The organism is uncultured Pseudoxanthomonas sp., from assembly GCF_947498795.1.
Taxonomy (GTDB): domain Bacteria; phylum Pseudomonadota; class Gammaproteobacteria; order Xanthomonadales; family Xanthomonadaceae; genus Pseudoxanthomonas_A.
In genome coordinates this window covers 22,245-39,891 of the sequence record NZ_CANMLQ010000003.1, presented here as the reverse complement: position 1 = coordinate 39,891, position 17,647 = coordinate 22,245, and the positions used below count along the sequence as shown (strand labels likewise).

Genomic DNA, 17,647 nt, shown 5'->3' with positions numbered 1-17,647 from the left:
CGCATCATGCGTGCCATCAGATCTCTAGCAGAGCCCTTATTTTGGCCGACCGGTGCTCCCCTTCTGCACCAGGGATTCCTTGTGCGGCATCTAGCTCATCAACCTCAAGATCTCTAAGCCTGAAGAAATCAATAGTCTTGTTGGCCTTAGGAGAATCAGCCAGCGCCCTGTAACGGTGAAACACCAACCCGGGAATTCTAACAACGGCCACTTCGATATGGTCAGCGTAGCTATCTAAATTAGGATGGACGATCTCGTATGAGGCTGAAGCTTCTAAGTGCTCGAGAACATCGAGAACAGTCGCTCCAAATATGAAGTCGTACTTTTCACCCTTTATCGACAAGTTACATCTCTTGCAAGCGACACTCATGTTTACCGGAGCGATTGCGATCGATCTAAAAGTAGCCTGTGGTAGTACATGCTCGACATCGACCGCCAACGAATGGTCCTGCTGAAAGTGCTTCCTGCAGTAGCAGCACATGTCACCCTGGATGACTCTGTGAAGATTTCTGATCTTGGCTCTAATCGGCATCATGGCCTCTGACGACCAAGCAAGCTTGTCTTCGACCCATGCAGCATCAATTGTCTGCTGCTCTTGCTCTGTGAAATCAAGATCAGTGTAGTTAGGCATTGCCGGCCTCGATTGAGTTGGCCATGTCTTGCACTAGACGAACAGCAGCTTGCTGTTTTTCATCCAGTCCCATCTCCTTCAATTTAACAATGATCGTCTCAAGCTCAGCCTTCGATAGCCGCCCGCCCTCCAAATAGTCAAGCAATGAAACTAGATACCTACTCAAATAGTGATTCTTCGAAGTGAAGGTATGAAACACCTCAGCCATCACCCCTTCCAGACCTTTTTCAGCAACATCTACTTGGCCATCAGATTCAATCATTGCAGACATCACCAAAACTTCCGCCTGCATGCGGACATCCTCCCCTCCCATTACAATCAGGGGAGAGTGCGTCGCAATGATCAAAGTTGTTCTCTTGTAGCCTATGGCGGCCAGCAACGTGCTCAAGAACTCTTTCTGCCACGCCGGATGGAGGCTGTTCTCCGGCTCATCAATAGGCAGCACAGTTTCTTCTTCATGCGTCGTCGCAATGAGTGCCATTGAAGTGATCAATGAGAGCTCACCTGAGCTCGCTTGTGAAAGCGCTATTTCACTTGTCGAGGATCGCAAGAACAGCCTGATTGAACTGATGTAGCCGAGGCTTCTTAACTCTCGCTCCCAGAAAAGAATTCTTGGAATGCTATTCCGTACAAAGCTCTCTAGAGAAAATCCATCAAAGTCCAGCCACAAGATCTCACCACCCATCTCATTGGAAGTAACAAGATAAATAATGGATATCAACTCATCTGAGTTTCTACCTCTCTTAGCCGCCGCCGCCTCAATCTCGTCCTTTAGCGTGCTGGGCCGCTTTCGTTCTGAAAGATTTACTCTGAAACCGACTTCCGGCGAATAGCCACAGTACCTCAGAATCCGCGACAAAGATCTGAGCTGTAGCTCATCCTTTTCATAAGCGGCAGATATCGTACTCTTCAGAATTTTCTCTGGACTAGCCCCTGGCCGACCGAAGTTGATCGCACGGACGTAGTCACCCTTGCGATTGAAGCGTCCAAATGAAGAGTTGGAGATTGCGAGAACTTTTCGCCTTCTCCCTCCATAGAATTCCGCCAAAAATCTAAGTGCTCGGCTTTTACCTGCACCATTCTCGCCGGTGAGAATCGTCAATGCTTCAGATCTCGGCGATCTTCTTCCATCAAGTATTTCTGAAAGACCTACTCGCTTCGCAACAAGCATTGCCGCCCCCTGTATATCGCTAGCAGATCACTAACCCTTAGCCAATCGTCTTGCAATCAGCATTACTAAAGGCTCAAGCCTAGGAAACCTCGCGTGCGATCCAGCTCAAGTTTAAGCGCCCTACGAAAAGCGGCACCGCTCGGTCCACGCCCACCAACATACCCAAACGTCGAGCTTAGCTCCCCCTCAACCACGCTGAGATTCGCCCACCCGATCACCCGGTCGCCCCACAGCACCGGTAGCGCGTAATACCCCAGCTTCCGCTTCGGTGCCGGCGTGTACGCCTCGAAGCGGTACGTCCAGCCCCAGAACATTTCGAAGCGGCGCCGGTCCCATACCACCGGATCGAACGGCGTCAGCAGGCGCACCTGGTCGTCCGGCTTCCAGCGCCGTGAGCGCGGATCCTCGTCTGCCGGCCAGTACCAGTCCACCCCGTCGACCCGCGCCGTGCCCAAGCGCTGGCGCGCACGCTTCAGCGCTGCCGCACGCAGGCTCGCCCACTGCGGCACGCCACTGCGCAGATAGCCCAACAACTGCCCCAGGCTGGCCGCCGGCAAGGGCGCGTACTTGTTGACGATGATGTCGAGCAGCGCATCCAGCCGCGCTTCTGCATCGGACGCCGCGACCGGCGCCGCGTCACCGAGGCGCGGCGCATAGACCCGCGTGCCACCCTCGCGGCGCGCGACCCGCAGCAGCCCGCGGTAGTGCATGCCGTCCAGCAACTGCGTGCTGGCGTTCGATGAACCACCGAACCAGTTGGTCGTCTTGCCATGCCCGAAGTGCGCGTCCACCTCGCGCGGATGCGCCGTGCCGCGCTCGCTGACGAACTCCAGTACCGCGCGCGCCTGCTTCCAGCGCGCGGGCGTCCACGCCTCGCGGGCCGTGCGCGGATGCATCAGCTGGTGATGCGCGCGCGGCAGGAAACCGTAGTTGACGAAGAAGTCTTCTTCCAGCGGCAGGCGTGGATACCGCCGCTCCAGGTCGCCGGCGCGATAGCCGGCGACGCGATGGCGCAGGGTCAGGTCCTGCGCGCGTGCCGGCGCCCGGATCGGGTCCGCCTGCACGAAACCCAGCCGCTGGATCGCCCGCGGCAGGGTGGTCGGTTTGAACAGACTGCGGGCGATGGCATAGCGGCGCAGGTGATCCCCTGTCAGCGCCATGCCGTCACCCGCGACCGGGGTCAGACCGTAACCGGGTTCGCCTTCTCCACATCGATCTTGTACTGCTTGATCGCGCGGGCGACGTCCTTGCCGGTCATCTTGCCTTCCTTCGCCAGGGCGGCGATGGCGGCGTGGGCGATGTAGTAGCGGTCCACTTCGAAGTGGCGGCGCAGGTTGGCGCGGGTGTCGCTGCGGCCGAAGCCGTCCGTACCCAGCACCGTGTACGCCGCCGGCACGAAGGCGCGGATCTGGTCGGTGTAGGCGCGCACGTAGTCGGTCGCGGCGATCACCGGACCCTGGCGGCCTTCCAGCAGTTCCGTCACGTACGCCTTGCGCGGCGTCTTCGCTTCCGGGTTCAGGCGGTTCCAGCGCTCGGCGTCGAAACCATCGCGACGCAGCTCGTTGAAGCTCGGGCACGACCAGATGTCGGCGGTGACGCCGAAGTCCTTGTCCAGCAGCTCGGCCGCCGCGATCGCCTCGCGCAGGATGGTGCCGCTGCCCATCAGCTGCACGCGCAGCTCGCCCTTCTTCGGCTTGCCGGCATCGGTGAGCAGGTACATGCCCTTGATGATGCCCTCGGCCGCGCCTGCCGGCATTTCCGGATGGCTGTAGTTCTCGTTCATCAGGGTGACGTAGTAGTACTCGTCCACCTGCTCCTGCAGCATCTTCTGCATGCCGTGCTGCAGGACCACCGCGACTTCGAAACCGAAGGTCGGGTCGTAGCTGCGCACGTTCGGGATGCTGCCGGCGATGACGTGGCTGAAGCCGTCTTCGTGCTGCAGGCCTTCACCGTTGAGCGTCGTGCGGCCCGCGGTGCCGCCCAGCAGGAAGCCGCGCGTACGCATGTCCGCCGCCTGCCACGCGATGTCGCCGATGCGTTGGAAGCCGAACATCGAGTAGTAGATGTAGAACGGCAGCATCGGCACGTTGCTGACCGAATAGCTGGTGCCCGCCGCCATCCACGACGACATCGCGCCCGGCTCGCTGATGCCCTGCTGCAGCACCTGGCCGGACTGGTCTTCGCGGTAGTACATCAGCTGGTCGGCATCGACCGGCTTGTACTTCTGGCCGAACGGCGCGTAGATGCCGATCTGGCGGAACATGCCTTCCATCCCGAACGTGCGCGCCTCGTCGGCGACGATCGGCACCAGGCGCGGACCGACCTGCTTGTCGCGCAGCGCGATGTTCAGGCCCTGCACGAACGCCATCGTGGTGGAGATCTCGCGGTCGCCGGTGCTCTTCAGCAGGCGATCGAAGGCTTCCAGCTTCGGCGTTTCGAACGACTCGCTGGCCTTGCGGCGACGCTGCGGCAGGTAACCGCCGAGAGCGGCGCGGCGCGACTTCAGGTACTGGATTTCCGGCGAGTCCTCGCCCGGGTGGTAGAACGGCACCTGCGCCGATTCTTCCAGCTGCTTGTCGCTGACCGGGATGTTGAAGCGGTCGCGGAACGTGCGGATGGCTTCGTCGTCCAGCTTCTTCGTCTGGTGGGTCGGGTTGAGCGATTCGCCCGCCGAGCCCATGCCGTAGCCCTTCACCGTCTTGGCCAGGATCACCGTGGGCATGCCCTTGGTGTTCACCGCCTCGTGGTAGGCCGCGTAGACCTTGTGCGGATCGTGGCCGCCGCGGTTGAGGCGCCAGATGTCGTCGTCGGACAGGTTGGCGACCATGGCCGCCGTCTCCGGGTACTTGCCGAAGAAGTTGTCGCGCGTGTACTTGCCGCCGAACGCCTTGCAGTTCTGGTATTCGCCGTCGACGGTTTCCATCATCAGCTTCTTCAGCACGCCGTCGGTGTCGCGCGCGAGGAGCGGATCCCAGTAGCTGCCCCACAGCAGCTTGATGACATTCCAGCCGCCGCCGCGGAACACGCCTTCGAGTTCCTGGATGATCTTGCCGTTGCCGCGTACCGGGCCATCGAGGCGCTGCAGGTTGCAGTTGACGACGAAGATCAGGTTGTCGAGGCCTTCGCGGCCGGCCAGCGCGATCGCGCCGAGGGTTTCCGGCTCGTCGCTCTCGCCGTCGCCGATGAAGCACCACACCTTGCGATCGGACTTCTCGATCAGGCCGCGGTGCTCCAGGTACTTCATGAACTGCGCCTGGTAGATCGCCGCCAGCGGGCCCAGGCCCATCGACACGGTCGGGGTCTGCCAGTAGTCCGGCATCAGCCAGGGATGCGGATAGGACGAGATGCCCTGGCCGTCGACTTCCATGCGGAAGTTGTCGAGCTGCTGCTCGCTGATGCGACCTTCCAGGAACGAACGCGCGTAGATGCCCGGCGCGCTGTGGCCCTGGATGAACAGCAGGTCGCCCGGATGGCTGTCGCTGGGCGCGCGCCAGAAGTGGTTGAAGCCGACGTCGTACAGCGTCGCGCCGGAGGCGAAGCTGGCGATGTGGCCGCCGAGGTCGCCGGGCTTGCGGTTGGCGCGCACGACGGTGGCCATCGCGTTCCAGCGGATGATCGAACGGATGCGCCATTCCAGCGCGGCGTCACCGGGGCTCTTGGCCTCGTTCTGCGGCGCGATGGTGTTGACGTATTCGGTGGTCGGCGAGAACGGCAGGTAGGCACCGGCGCGGCGGGTGACTTCGACCATGCCTTCGAGCAACTGGTGAGCACGCAGGGCGCCGTTCTTCTCGATCACCGCCTGCATGGAATCGATCCATTCGCGGGATTCCTGCGGGTCCGGATCGCTCTGCAACATCTCGTTCAACCAGTTCATTCCCACTCCTGTTGCGCCGCGCGTGGGGCGTGGCGTCGCCGTTACTTGTAGAGCCTTGAAGTGTAACGCACGCACCCCGCGCCAAGCCTGGCTACGCAGGCGTATGGAGAGGACATTGCGTGCCTGTCCCGGGACAACCACCACACCAAAATCAGACCTTTGGGTTATTGCGATGCAGCACGCGGTGCGGGCGTATGATCGGCGTCCGGGGGGAACGCGACGAACAGGGTCGGCATGCGCAACGCAGTGCCCAGCAGTGTCGTGCCAGAACGCGATGTCGCCGGTGCAGCGCACTGGCGCAGCAGCCTGCGCACGCGCATCGCCCTGTGGGCCGGCCTGGTCAACGTGGTGCTGCTGGTGCTGCTGGTGGTGGCGACCGCGTGGTACGCGCGCCGCATGATCCTGGACGACGCGCGCCGCGACACGCAGGCGACGGCGCAGGAAGCCGCGCAGCGGATCGACGGCGCATTGCACGTGGTGACTATCACCACGCAGGGCATGTCGGAGCTGGTGGGCAACGCGCAGCTTTCGCCCGACGAATTGACCACCACCCTGCGCGCGATGGTGAAGGCCACGCCCGGTTGCGTGGGCGGCCTGCTGATCCTGGAAGCGCGCGCGAAGGAGGACGCGCCGTTCGCGCGCTACGTGGCCGCGAATGGCAGCGACCGCGATTTCATCGCCGACGGATATGCCTTCCGCGAACAGGGCTGGTACCAGCGCACCGTGGCCGCACCCGCGGGCTGGTGGTCGGAGCCGTACCTCAACCAGACCGCCGGCGACGTGTGGATGGTCACCTACAACATGCCACTGCGCGAACCCGGGCGCGGCGCCCGCACACGCGGCATGGTCAGCCTGGACCTGCCGCTGACCAGCCTGACCGACATGGTCGATGCCCTGGCCCACCTGCCGGGCTGGCGCGTCTCGCTGGTGGCACCGGCCGGCACGCTGGCGCTGAATCCCGAGGTCGGCGTCGAACGCGAGGAAACACTGGAGGACTACATCGCGCGCAGCGGGCGCGTGGATCTCGGCGAGATCGCCCAGGCCGTCCGCGTACGGCGCCCGCTGCAGCATCTCCACGTGGATGCGGTCAGCGGCGAGCGGCGCTACACCGTGGTGGAGCCGGTGGGCGACAGCGGCTGGACCCTGCTGGTGGCGCAGTCCTACGACCTGGTCACTGCCCGCCTGACGCAGGCGCTGTGGTTGCTGGTTGCCATCGGCACCCTGCTGGCGCTGGTGTGCATGCTGGTGGTGAGCAAGCTGGCGCGCCACGTCAGCCAGCCCGTCGAAGACCTCTCCTCCTCCGCGGCACGCCTGGCCCAGGGCGACTACGACATGCCGGTGCCGTTCGTGCAGCGTCGCGACGAAGTCGGCCAGATGGCGCGCACGCTGGAACACGCGCGCGTTTCCATCCGCCAGCAGCTGCACGAGATCGAGGACATGACCGCCGCGCGGCAGAAGCTGGAGAGCGAGCTGTCGATCGCACGCGAGATCCAGCAGGCGATGCTGCCGCCAGGGCGCGTCATCGATCGCGAGGACGCGCATCTGGAAGCGTATGCGCGGCTGGAACCGGCCAAGGCCGTGGGCGGCGACTTCTACTGCTTCATCCAGACCGATCCCGACGGCCTGTGGTTCGCCATCGGCGACGTGTCGGACAAGGGCGTGCCCGCCGCGCTCTTCATGGCGCGCACCGTCACCGTGCTGGAGGTGGCCGCCAGTACCCATCCGTCGCCGGAGCGCGTGCTGGCGGAAGCGTCGCGGCGACTGGTGCAGGGCAACGATGCGTGCATGTTCGCCACGGTGCTGTGCGGGCGCGTGGACGTGCGCAGCGGCGCCTGCGTGCTGGCCAGTGCCGGCCACGATGCGCCGTTGCTGCTGCATGCCGATGGCCGCCACGAGGCCTTGCCGGTGCAGCCGGGGCCGCCACTGGGTTTCGAGGTGGGCGATGCGTTCCCGCTGTGGTCCGGACAATTGCCGGCCGGGGCCACGCTGCTGGCCTGGACCGACGGCATCACCGAGGCGTTCGACAGCCGCGACGTCGCCTTCGGCCCCGAACGCATCCCGGGTGCGCTGCGGTCCGGCGCGACCGCGCGCGAGCAGTGCGAGGCGCTGATCGCGCGGGTTCACGCATTTACCGATCCCGCACCGCAATCCGACGACATCACCGTGCTCGCGATCCGGCGCCGGCTGGACAGGGCTGCCGCTTCCCCCGAAGCTCCGCCAACCCAGGAGAACGCACATGCAGATGCGACTGTTCATCCCGCGTGAGCACGCCCGCGTGGACGACCTCAACGCCTCGCTGGAAGCCGTATTGGCCAACAATGGCGTCAGCCGTGCCATCCAGGGCGACGTCAGGCTGATCGTCGAGGAGCTGGCCAGCAACGCCATCGAGCACGGCGACCTGGCACGGGTGGACGCCGAAGAACACGAACTGTGCGTGGACATCGCGATCCGCGACCATGTGCTGACCCTGGAATTCCGCGAGAGCGGCGCGCCGTTCAATCCGCTGGAGCAGCCTGCCCCCGACCTGGATGCGGACATCCTCGACCGGCCCACCGGCGGGCTGGGCCTGCACCTGGTCCGGCAGGTGGCCGAAATGGCCACCTATCAGCGAATGGGTAACTACAACGTGCTGCGCCTGGCGCTGCGCATTCCCACCGAGGAGACGTCCGCATGAGCCTGGAAATCGAGTTCCATCCCCCGGGCAAGGGCAGCCAGCGCGCGCTGCTGCGTGGCCGGCTGGACACCCACACGTACGAAGACCTCGACGAAGCGCTGGCGCCGTTGCTGACCCGCCAGCTGCACTCGCTGGTGCTGGACCTGTCGGGGCTGGAGTACATCAGCAGCGCCGGCATCCGTTCCATCTTCAAGGCGCGCAAGACGCTGGCGCCGCACGGCGGCAAGGTGCTGCTGGTCAATCCGCAGCCGCAGATCCAGAAGGTGCTGGACATGGTCAAGGCCGTGCCGTTGAACGAGATCTTCTCGTCCACGGCGGAGGCCGATGCCTATCTCGACGTGATGCAGCGCAAGGTGCTGGACGCCGCCGAGGACGACGACTGAGCCGCCGCACCCTCGGCCCGCATTTGTTTTACGATCCAGCGCTGCCTCCCTGCCTCCCCGGGCTTCCCCCACCCGGCAGATCCGCTTCACCGAGATGCCCGATGACTTTGGAGATTGAGGTCTACCCGCCCGTCAACGGCAACCAGTACGTGGTGCTGGGCGGCCGGCTGGACACCGCCAGCCACGGCCAGCTCGACGACGCACTGGCGCCGATGCTGGCGGCGCGCCCGCAGGCACTGGTACTGGACTTGGCGCACCTGGACTACATCAGCAGCGCCGGCGTGCGCAGCATCCTGAAGGCGCGCAAGGCGCTCGCCCCGCACGAAGGCCGCCTGCTGGTGGTGCATCCGCAGGAACAGATCCGCAAGGTCATCGAGATCGTGCAGGCGGTGCCGATGGACGAGATCTTCGAATCCAGCGCCGATGCCGATGCCTACCTGGATGCGTTGCAGCGGCGGATCCTGGATGGGGAGGAAGAGGACTAGCCGCAAAGCAAGGTTGTGGGAGCGACGTAAGTCGCGATGAGGCTTTACCGGTAGCCCATCGTGACTTACGTCGCTCCCACACCTGAAGTCCTGGACACCGACCAAGAAAAAGCCCCGCATGCGGGGCTTTTTCTCTCCAGGGCTCGGACCCATCAACCCGGTCCGTTGCGCTCGGCCTCACGTTGCAGGCGGATCTGCGCATCGACCGCGGCGATGGCGGTCATGTTGATGACGCGGCGTGGGGTGGCGCTGGTGGTCAGGATGTGGACCGGCCTGGAGATGCCCATCAGGATCGGGCCGATCGCCACGCCGTCAGTGACCACGCGCACCATGTTGTAGGCGATGTTCGCCGCGTCCAGGTTGGGCATGACGAACAGGTTCGCGCGGCCCGAGAGCGTGCTGCCTGGCATCATGCGGCTGCGCAGCACCTCGTCCCATGCGGTGTCGCCCTGCATCTCGCCATCGACGTTGAGGTCGGGTTTACGCTTCAACAACAGCTCGCGCACGCGGCGCATCTTGATCGAGCCAGGCGTCTCGTGGCTGCCGAAGTTCGAGTGCGACAGCAGCGCGATGCGCGGCTCGATGCCGAACAGCTTCAGGCGGTACGCCGCCTGCAGCGTGGCCTCGGCGATCTGCTCGGCGGTCGGGTCGTCCTGCACGTGCGTGTCCAGGAAGAAGTACGCGCCCTGGTTGTTGATCACGCCGGTCATCGCCGAGGTCGACTGCACGCCCGGGTCCAGCGGGATCACGCTGCGCACGTAACCCAGCTTCTTGTGGAAGCGGCCGACCAGGCCGGTGATCATCGCGTCGGCTTCGCCGCGCGCCACCATCACGGCGGCGATCAGCGTGGGCCGCGAACGCATCAGGTTCTTCGCCGCCGCCGGCGTAACGCCGCGGCGCGAGGTCAGCGCGTGGTAGTGCTGCCAGTAGTCGTTGAAGCGCGGATCGTCGTCCTGGTTTGTGATCTCGAAGTCGACGCCGGCGCGCATGCGCAGGCTGAGGCGCTGGATGCGCGCATCAATCACGTCCGGGCGGCCGATCAGGATCGGGAACGCCAGGCCTTCGTCGATCACCGTCTGCACCGCGCGCAGCACGGTCTCTTCCTCGCCTTCGGCATAGACCACGCGCTTCTTGTCGGCGCGCGCGCGGTCGTACACCGGCTTCATCATCAGGCTGGTGCGGTACACGAACTGGCCCAGCTTCTCGCGGTAGGCCCACATGTCGGTGATCGGACGCAGCGCGACCCCGCTGTCCATCGCCGCCTGCGCGACCGCCGCGGCCACTTCCACCAGCAGGCGCGGATCGAACGGGCGCGGAATCAGGTATTCGGGGCCGAAGCACGGCACGTCGTCGCCGTAGGCGCTGCCCAGGTCGGAGGCCTCGCGCCGCGCCAGCTTGGCGATGGCGTGCACGCAGGCGACCTTCATGTCCTCGTTGATGACGGTGGCGCCGACATCGAGCGCGCCGCGGAAGATGTACGGGAAGCAGAGCGCGTTGTTGACCTGGTTCGGATAGTCGCTGCGGCCGGTGCCGATGATGACGTCCGGGCGCACGGCCTTGGCGTCGGCCGGCGAGATTTCCGGGTTCGGGTTGGCCAGCGCCAGGATGACGGGCTTGTCCGCCATCGTCGCGACCATCTCCGGCTTCAGGATGCCGCCGGCCGACAGGCCCAGGAAGATGTCCGCGCCGTCGACGATCTCCGCCAGCGAACGCTTGTCGGTATCGCGGGCATACCGTGCCTTGTCCGGGTCCAGGTGCGGGCGGCCGGTGTAGATGACGCCGTCGCGGTCGAAGGCCAGGATGTTCTCCGGCTTCAGGCCCAGCGCCACCAGCATGTCCAGGCAGGCGATGCCGGCCGCGCCGGCGCCGCTGGTGGCCAGCTTCACGTCCTCGATCTTCTTGCCGATCACTTCCAGCGCATTGACCACCGCGGCGCCCACGATGATCGCGGTGCCGTGCTGGTCGTCGTGGAAGACCGGGATCTTCATGCGCTCGCGCAGCTTGCGCTCGACGATGAAGCACTCCGGCGCCTTGATGTCTTCCAGGTTGATGCCGCCGAAGGTCGGCTCCAGCGAAGCGATGATGTCGACCAGCTTGTCGGGGTCGTGCTCGTTGATCTCGATGTCGAACACGTCGATGCCGGCGAATTTCTGGAACAGCACGCCCTTGCCTTCCATCACCGGCTTGCCGGCCAGCGCGCCGATGTTGCCCAGGCCGAGCACCGCGGTGCCGTTGGTGACCACCGCCACCAGGTTGCCGCGCGCCGTGAGCTCGCTGGCCGCGTTCGGGTCTTCGACGATCGCCTCGCAGGCAAACGCGACGCCCGGCGAGTAGGCCAGCGCCAGGTCGCGCTGGGTGAGCATCGGCTTGGTCGGTGCCACCTTGATCTTGCCGGGCGGCGACAGGCGGTGGTATTCCAGCGCGGCCTGCTTGAAATCGTCGTTCGTCATTGCGGAAACGGTGCCTGTGGTGAAGGCGGGGGAGCGGCAATTCTACCCCTTCCCCGCCGGGCCCGGACTTGGGCCGTTGCGGCGCTGCGTCACGCCGTGGTCATGCAGGACGCACTCAGGGCGCGATGAAACGGCATGCTGCGCGTGTCCGCGACGCGCGCGCGCAGGTCTCGGCGAAGGTCGTGGCCGGCGGTCGCGTGCCGGTGTCGAGCCAGCGCTCGAGCACCTGCAGTGCGGTCGCGTACGTCGCGTCCTGCAGGCGGCTGTGGTCGCGCTCATCGGTCAGCGCCTGCAACAGCAGGTGGCCACGGCCGGCCGCGGCGACGGTCGCCCTGTAGGCCGCGTCCGCGTCGTACGACACGGTCGGATCGTGGCGCGCATGCACGGTGACGGTGGGCAGCACGATCAGGCCGGAAAGGTCGGCGTCGTAGGCCAACCGGGCGACGGCGGCGGGATCGGCGGCGAAGCGCTCGACGCCGGCGTTGAGTGCGGTGTCATCGCGCGAACCACGATAGACGGTGGTGCGATTGTCGAAGGGGTTCCGGCCACCCAGCCGCTTCTGCACCACGTCCTGGAAGTGGAACGTGCCCCACGCCAAGTGCGCGACCAGCTGCTGCTCGGCCACGCCGGTGACGGCGAGGATGTCGCGCAGGTTCGCCGCCTGCGCGGGCGTGCGCTTCGACGCCGGCTGGTCGACACCGGTGCAGGCGTCCACGCGCTTGCGCAGGTCGTCGCGGGTCATCTTCGCACCGGCAGGCAGCCCTTGCCACACCGGATACTGCGCTTCCCCGACGGCCGGATGGTTGCGGCAGTAGTACTGGTAGACCGCACGCAGGTCGGCGCGGAAGCCGTATGCCCGCGTGCCCCCGAACAGCAGGCCGTTGGTGGTCAGTACCCCATCGAAGTTCGGCCGGCCATCGATGTCGAGCGCATACAGCTCCGCCGCCTTCGCCGCGACGTTGCCGCCCCACGACTGCCCGTGCAACAGCGTGCGTTCCGGACGGCCCCAGCGCGCCCAGAACACGCGCCGGCTGTGCTCCACGTCGGCCGCCGCCATCCGCACGCCGTAACCGCCGCGGCGATACGTGGTGCCGATCCAGGCATGGCCTTCCCGCACCATGACCGCGAAACGGTCGAGGTCCTCCGCCGAATCCCCGGCCTTGGGCTCGCCGAGCCGCGGCCCGCCGTGCGCATGCACGATGAGCGTGCGGTTCCAGCGGCGCGGCATGGCGACCAGCAGCCAGGCCCCATGCACGTCCTGCCCTTCGAGACAGTCGACCTGCGCGCCGACCGACGCCGGACACGCCACGGGGGCGAATGCGACGTCGGTGTCGGCCGCCGCCGCGCCGAGAGGCGGCACGAAGGCGGCCAACGCGGCGAGCGTGGCGGCGATCCAGCGGCGGCTCGTGCTTCGCATCGCGGCTGCAGGCTCCTCAGAACGAACGGCTGATGTTGACGTACCAGTAGCGACCCCACGGATTGTGCAGCGACCCGCGATAACCCCCATCGGCCAGCGACGGGCCCTCGTCGGTCAGGTCGCGCACGCCCAGGCGCACGGCGGTGCCATCGGCGAAGCGGTACTGGCCATACAGGTTGTGCGTCAGGCGCTGGTCGACCACCCACGGATCGCCCGAGAGGCCCAGCAGCTGCGGCTGCTCGAACGAGCTCATGTACTGCGCCGAATAGCCCACGCGCCACGCCGCCTTGTTCCAGGTCAGCGAACCGCTGGCGCGCCATTCTGGACGGCCGTTCTGGCCGATCAGCTGCGACGGGTCCGGCAGCGGCGTCAGCGGATCGATGGTGCCGGCCGCACGCGCGGCGTACAGCGCATTGACGATGTCGCCCGGATCACGCGTGAATTCCAGCAGGCGGGTGGCGTTGAGGTTGACCGAGAACGAACCGAAGCGCGTGCGCCGCAGCGACCAGTCCACGCCGAAGTCCAGGCCGCCCGCCGTCTGCGGCTGCAGGTTGATGAAGCGGTCGTTGATGGCGATGACGCGGCCCACCGGATCGATCCCGGTGCCGGCGAACGCGTCGATGTCCTCCTGCGTTGGCGCTTCGCGCACGACGAGCGGGTTGCTGCCTCCTCCGACGCGTGCCAGGTAGTCCACCGTCAGCGCGGTCTGCGCGCCGAGCAGGCCGACGATCTGCTCCTGCTTGATCTTCCAGCGGTCGACGGTGAAGGTGAAGCTGCCGAAGCGCTCCGGGATGAAGGTCGGCTGGAACACCACGCCGAACGAGGTGTTGGTGCTCTCTTCCGGCTCCAGGTCCGGATTGCCGGCGACCAGCAGGGACGCACCGGCGGTGTTCTGACCGCAGGCACTGAAGGAGGCGATGCGGCCGGCGCGCAGGTCGGCTTCGCAGCGGATGTGGTCCACGCCGCTGGCCAGACGCGCGTACTGGGTGGCGTTGGTCTGCTCCAGGTTCGGCGCGCGGAAGCCTTCCGAGTATGAACCGCGCAGGCGCACGCCCTCCACCAGGTCCCACGCCAGAGCCACCTTGGGCTTGGCGACTGAGCCGAAGTCGGAGTAGTGCTCGTAACGGCCGGCCAGCTGCATGTCCAGGCGATGCACCAGCGGGATGCCCATGTCCTCCGACACCAGCGGGACCGCGAACTCGACGTAGGCCGAGCCGACGTTGCGCGAGCCGCGCGTATCCGGATTCGGACTGACCGCCGCCACGTTGCTCAGGTTGGTCTCGCCGGTGACCATGTCGGTGAACGTGTAGGTGCCGTCGAGGTTGGCATCACGGTCGTCGCGCTGCGTCTCGCGGCGTGCTTCCGCACCGAAGGCCACGCCGACGCTGCCGGCGGGCAGCGAGAACAGGTCGCCGCGGTTCATCTTGAAGTCGGCCATCGTCAGCGTGGTTCGCGACTCGCGTACCAGGTCGAACACGATGCCGTCGATCGCCGCCTGCGAACTCGGCGAACAGTCGCCGTAGGTCGGCGTGGACACGCAGCCGCCACTGAACGGGTTGTAGGCATCCGGCGTGGCCAGTGCCAGCTGCTGCTGCAACAGGGTCATGTTGATGTTGGGCGAACGATCCTCGGCCTCGGCTTCGGAGTACAGCAGCGCGGTCTCCCAGTTCCAGCCGTTCCACTCGCCACGCAGGCCGGCGAGGAAACGCGCCTGGTAGTTCTCCACGCGCACGCGCTGGAAGCCGGCGTCGACGTAGCGGTAGTTGCTCATCTGCACCGGCAGCCCGGCGGCGGGCACGTTGGTCAGGCCCGGCAGGCGGTTCGGGTTGGGCGAACCGTCGGGCAGCGTGGCCGCGCCGAACGGATTCCAGTAGTTGGTGGCCGGGATCCACAGGCTGTTGAGGTTCACCACCGGTGGCTGCGTGGCTTCGCTGACGGCATGGTAGAAGCCGACCTCGCCGAACGCCTCGATGGTGTCGGTGACGTCGTAATGGCCGGTGAGGAACAGGTTGATGCGCTCCACCGACGGCCGCACGCTGGTGCCGTACCGCGTGTCGTAGCGCATTTCGCGGTTGGTGGTGTTGAAGTTGTGGTTGCCGCTGGCAAGGCAAAGATCGTTGCCGAGGCTGACGCCGCAGCCGAAGCTGGAGGGCTGGATGCGGAACGCGCCCGCGGTGTTCGTCACCGCCGTACCGTTGGACCGGATCACCGCGCGCGGGCCCACCGTGAGGCGCGCCCACGGCGTGTGCGACGACCGGCCATCGAGCGCGGACAGGCCGGCGAAATCCGGATAGTCCGCGAACAGCGCACGCAGGTCGTCGGTCGCGGTGAAGTCCTGGTCGTCCGCCATCAGTTCGGAGCGGTCGACATAGTTGAGGAACAGCGAGACATTGCCGCGATCGTAATTGCGGCCAGCGAACAGATTCACTTCGAACTCGTTCATGCCGGTGCCCTCGGCGCCGCCATAGCGCGTGCTCGCGCTGACGCCATCGAAGTCGGTCTGCAGCACGGTGTTGACCACGCCTGCTACCGCGTCGGCGCCGTAGATGGCCGCCGCACCATCCAGCAGGATCTCCATGCGGTCCAGGCCGGAGACGGGGATCGCGTTCGAATTGAAGCTCTGCACCGGCACCGTACCGGTATCGGACGTGCCCTGGCTGGTCGGGTGCTGCACCAGGCGGCGCCCGTTGAGCAGCACCAGCGTGTTGCCGACGCCGAGCGAACGCAGGTTCACCGAATTGACGTCACCGCGCGCCGCGTTGCTGGTCTGCGGGTTGTTCGAGGCGTCGAACAGCACGTCGCCCATCTGCGGGATGGTGCGCATCAGCTCGTCGCCGGAGATCGCACCGGCAGCATCGATCTGCTCCGCGCCTACCACCAGCACCGGCAGCGCATCGGTGGTGGCCGCGCCCTGGATGTGCGAACCGACCACCACGACCTTGTCGAGCGTGGTCGCGTCGTCGGCGGGCGCGGACTGCGCCGCCGGTTCGGCGGGCGGGGTGGCGTCCTGCGCGGCCGCGGCGTGGATCACCGCCAGCAAGGCCAGCGTCAGGCTGCTGCGCAGCGGAGCGCGGCGTGGGTTCAAGGCATGCATCGTTCAGTCCCTCCTCTGAAGACGTGGTGTGGCCGGCGTCAGTCGGCCGTGAGTCGTGTCGGATCGCCCGGGCCTGCGGCCGGATCGGGCGCGGCGGCGATCGGTGCGGATGGCCCGCCCAGCGCGCGCGCTAGCGCATCGCGGTCGAGCGCGTTTTCCCAACGCGCGACCACCAGCGTGGCCACCGCGTTGCCGGTGAAGTTGGTCAGCGAGCGGCACTCGCTCATGAAGCGGTCGATGCCCAGGATCAGCGCCATGCCGGCGACCGGCACTTCGGGCACCACCGCCAGCGTGGCGGCCAGCGTGATGAAGCCGGCACCGGTGACGCCCGCGGCGCCCTTCGAACTCAGCATCGCGACCAGCAGCAGCATGATCTGGTGGCCGAGGCTCAGCTCGGTGTTGGTGGCCTGCGCGATGAACAACGCGGCCAGCGTCATGTAGATATTGGTGCCGTCCAGGTTGAACGAGTATCCGGTGGGCACGACCAGGCCGACGACGGACTTCGACGCACCGGCGCGCTCCATCTTCTCCATCAGCGACGGCAGTGCGGACTCGGACGACGACGTGCCGAGCACCAGCAGCAGTTCGGCCTTGAGGTAGCGGATCAGGCGGAAGATCGAGAACCCGCACCACCACGACACCAGCCCGAGGATGACGATCACGAACAGCAGCGAGGTCAGGTAGAACGAGCCCACCAGCCACGCCAGGTTCACCAGCATGCCGACGCCGTACTTGCCGATGGTGAAGGCGATGGCGCCGAACGCACCGATCGGCGCGGCGCGCATCAGGATGTGCACCAGGCGGAATACCGGGGCGGTGAGCGCCTCCAGCAGGTTCAGTACCGGGCGGCCCTTCTCGCCGACCAGCGCCAGCGACAGGCCGAACAGCACCGCCACGAACAGCACCTGCAGGATGTTGTCGCCCACCAGCGGGCTGACCAGCGTCTTCGGGATGATGTCCATCAGGAAGCCGACCAGCGACAGCTCGTGCGATTTCTGCACGTAGTCGTTGACCGCCGACTGGTCCAGGTCGGCCGGGTTGATGTTCATGCCGGCGCCCGGCTGCACCACGTGCGCGACGATCATGCCGATCACCAGCGCCAGCGTGGAGAAGAACAGGAAGTACGCCATCGCCTTGGCGAACACCCGGCCCACCGTGCGCAGGTGGGTCATGCCGGCGATGCCGGTGACGATGGTCAGGAAGATCACCGGCGCGATGATCATCTTCACCAGCTTGATGAAGGCATCGCCCAGCGGCTTCATCGATTCGGCCAGCGCGGGCTCGAAGTGGCCCAGCGTCGCGCCCAGCACGATGGCCACGATCACCTGGAAGTACAGCTGCTTGTACAGCGGCTGCTTCGGCGGCGGTACGAACGGGGTATCGGCCAGATGCATGGGAGAACTCCGGGACGGATGGCGTCGCCCACGGAACCGGGGCCGGCATGTTGTACCCCTGACCCGCCGCCGCA

The 17,647-nt window shown here is 65.9% G+C and carries 12 protein-coding genes; 4 read left to right on the top strand and 8 right to left on the bottom strand.

Features of this window, described 5'->3' with window-relative positions:
- Positions 1-16: 16 nt before the first annotated feature.
- The 4 genes from Q0907_RS09645 to aceE form a co-directional block, all read right to left on the bottom strand.
- Positions 17-631 carry a hypothetical protein gene (locus Q0907_RS09645; protein ID WP_299343959.1) on the bottom strand — a complete coding sequence of 205 codons (615 nt, stop codon included), beginning with the start codon at positions 629-631 and terminating at the stop codon, positions 17-19.
- The gene (locus tag Q0907_RS09640) at positions 624-1,802 is read right to left on the bottom strand and encodes an ATP-binding protein (RefSeq protein WP_299343957.1); all 1,179 of its coding nucleotides are present in this window, start codon (positions 1,800-1,802) and stop codon (positions 624-626) included. Before Q0907_RS09640 ends, Q0907_RS09645 begins: the two co-directional genes overlap by 8 nt.
- 65 nt (positions 1,803-1,867) lie before the next feature.
- Positions 1,868-2,962 (bottom strand): crosslink repair DNA glycosylase YcaQ family protein, encoded by a 1,095-nt coding sequence (locus tag Q0907_RS09635; protein ID WP_299343955.1) that lies wholly within the window; start codon positions 2,960-2,962, stop codon positions 1,868-1,870.
- Positions 2,963-2,982: 20 nt separating this feature from the next.
- Positions 2,983-5,676, bottom strand: a complete 2,694-nt coding sequence (aceE, locus tag Q0907_RS09630; protein WP_299343953.1) for a pyruvate dehydrogenase (acetyl-transferring), homodimeric type — start codon at positions 5,674-5,676, stop codon at positions 2,983-2,985.
- A 234-nt stretch (positions 5,677-5,910) separates the two neighbouring features.
- Between aceE and Q0907_RS09625 the strand changes: the two genes are divergently transcribed.
- The 4 genes from Q0907_RS09625 (at position 5,911) to Q0907_RS09610 (ending at position 9,218) form a co-directional block, all read left to right on the top strand.
- Entirely contained in the window at positions 5,911-7,941 is a 2,031-nt protein-coding gene (locus Q0907_RS09625) for a SpoIIE family protein phosphatase (protein WP_299343950.1), read from the top strand.
- Positions 7,913-8,350: an ATP-binding protein gene (locus Q0907_RS09620; RefSeq protein WP_296280983.1), complete on the top strand. Its 438-nt coding sequence runs from the start codon at positions 7,913-7,915 to the stop codon at positions 8,348-8,350. The genes Q0907_RS09625 and Q0907_RS09620 overlap by 29 nt, the downstream gene beginning before the upstream one ends.
- On the top strand, positions 8,347-8,733 hold the full coding sequence (locus Q0907_RS09615; RefSeq protein ID WP_296280981.1) for an STAS domain-containing protein: 387 nt from the start codon (positions 8,347-8,349) through the stop codon (positions 8,731-8,733). Before Q0907_RS09620 ends, Q0907_RS09615 begins: the two co-directional genes overlap by 4 nt.
- A gap of 101 nt (positions 8,734-8,834) precedes the next feature.
- Complete coding sequence (locus tag Q0907_RS09610; protein WP_296280979.1) at positions 8,835-9,218, top strand: STAS domain-containing protein; 384 nt, start codon at positions 8,835-8,837, stop codon at positions 9,216-9,218.
- 152 nt (positions 9,219-9,370) lie between these two features.
- Here Q0907_RS09610 and Q0907_RS09605 read toward each other — a convergent pair whose 3' ends face one another.
- The 4 genes from Q0907_RS09605 to Q0907_RS09590 all read right to left on the bottom strand — a co-directional run bounded on the left by Q0907_RS09605 (position 9,371) and on the right by Q0907_RS09590 (position 17,573).
- Positions 9,371-11,668 (bottom strand): NADP-dependent malic enzyme, encoded by a 2,298-nt coding sequence (locus tag Q0907_RS09605; RefSeq protein ID WP_299343947.1) that lies wholly within the window; start codon positions 11,666-11,668, stop codon positions 9,371-9,373.
- 115 nt (positions 11,669-11,783) lie between these two features.
- A complete protein-coding gene (locus tag Q0907_RS09600; RefSeq protein WP_299343944.1) occupies positions 11,784-13,085 on the bottom strand; it encodes a hypothetical protein in 1,302 nt (433 codons plus the stop codon).
- A 16-nt stretch (positions 13,086-13,101) separates the two neighbouring features.
- Positions 13,102-16,170 (bottom strand): TonB-dependent receptor, encoded by a 3,069-nt coding sequence (locus Q0907_RS09595; RefSeq protein ID WP_299343941.1) that lies wholly within the window; start codon positions 16,168-16,170, stop codon positions 13,102-13,104.
- A 47-nt stretch (positions 16,171-16,217) separates the two neighbouring features.
- On the bottom strand, positions 16,218-17,573 hold the full coding sequence (locus Q0907_RS09590) for a dicarboxylate/amino acid:cation symporter (protein ID WP_299343939.1): 1,356 nt from the start codon (positions 17,571-17,573) through the stop codon (positions 16,218-16,220).
- Positions 17,574-17,647 lie beyond the last annotated feature (74 nt).

What these genes read in the sequence shown, in the direction of transcription:
- Q0907_RS09635 (WP_299343955.1), bottom strand. Translation starts at nt 2,962, where the DNA reads ATGGCGCTGACAGGGGATCACCTGCGCCGCTATGCCATCGCCCGCAGT.
- Q0907_RS09615 (WP_296280981.1), top strand. Translation starts at nt 8,347, where the DNA reads ATGAGCCTGGAAATCGAGTTCCATCCCCCGGGCAAGGGCAGCCAGCGC.
- Q0907_RS09640 (WP_299343957.1), bottom strand. Translation starts at nt 1,802, where the DNA reads ATGCTTGTTGCGAAGCGAGTAGGTCTTTCAGAAATACTTGATGGAAGA.
- Q0907_RS09600 (WP_299343944.1), bottom strand. Translation starts at nt 13,085, where the DNA reads ATGCGAAGCACGAGCCGCCGCTGGATCGCCGCCACGCTCGCCGCGTTG.
- Q0907_RS09645 (WP_299343959.1), bottom strand. Translation starts at nt 631, where the DNA reads ATGCCTAACTACACTGATCTTGATTTCACAGAGCAAGAGCAGCAGACA.
- Q0907_RS09590 (WP_299343939.1), bottom strand. Translation starts at nt 17,573, where the DNA reads ATGCATCTGGCCGATACCCCGTTCGTACCGCCGCCGAAGCAGCCGCTG.
- Q0907_RS09620 (WP_296280983.1), top strand. Translation starts at nt 7,913, where the DNA reads ATGCAGATGCGACTGTTCATCCCGCGTGAGCACGCCCGCGTGGACGAC.
- Q0907_RS09610 (WP_296280979.1), top strand. Translation starts at nt 8,835, where the DNA reads ATGACTTTGGAGATTGAGGTCTACCCGCCCGTCAACGGCAACCAGTAC.
- aceE (WP_299343953.1), bottom strand. Translation starts at nt 5,676, where the DNA reads ATGAACTGGTTGAACGAGATGTTGCAGAGCGATCCGGACCCGCAGGAA.
- Q0907_RS09625 (WP_299343950.1), top strand. Translation starts at nt 5,911, where the DNA reads ATGCGCAACGCAGTGCCCAGCAGTGTCGTGCCAGAACGCGATGTCGCC.
- Q0907_RS09605 (WP_299343947.1), bottom strand. Translation starts at nt 11,668, where the DNA reads ATGACGAACGACGATTTCAAGCAGGCCGCGCTGGAATACCACCGCCTG.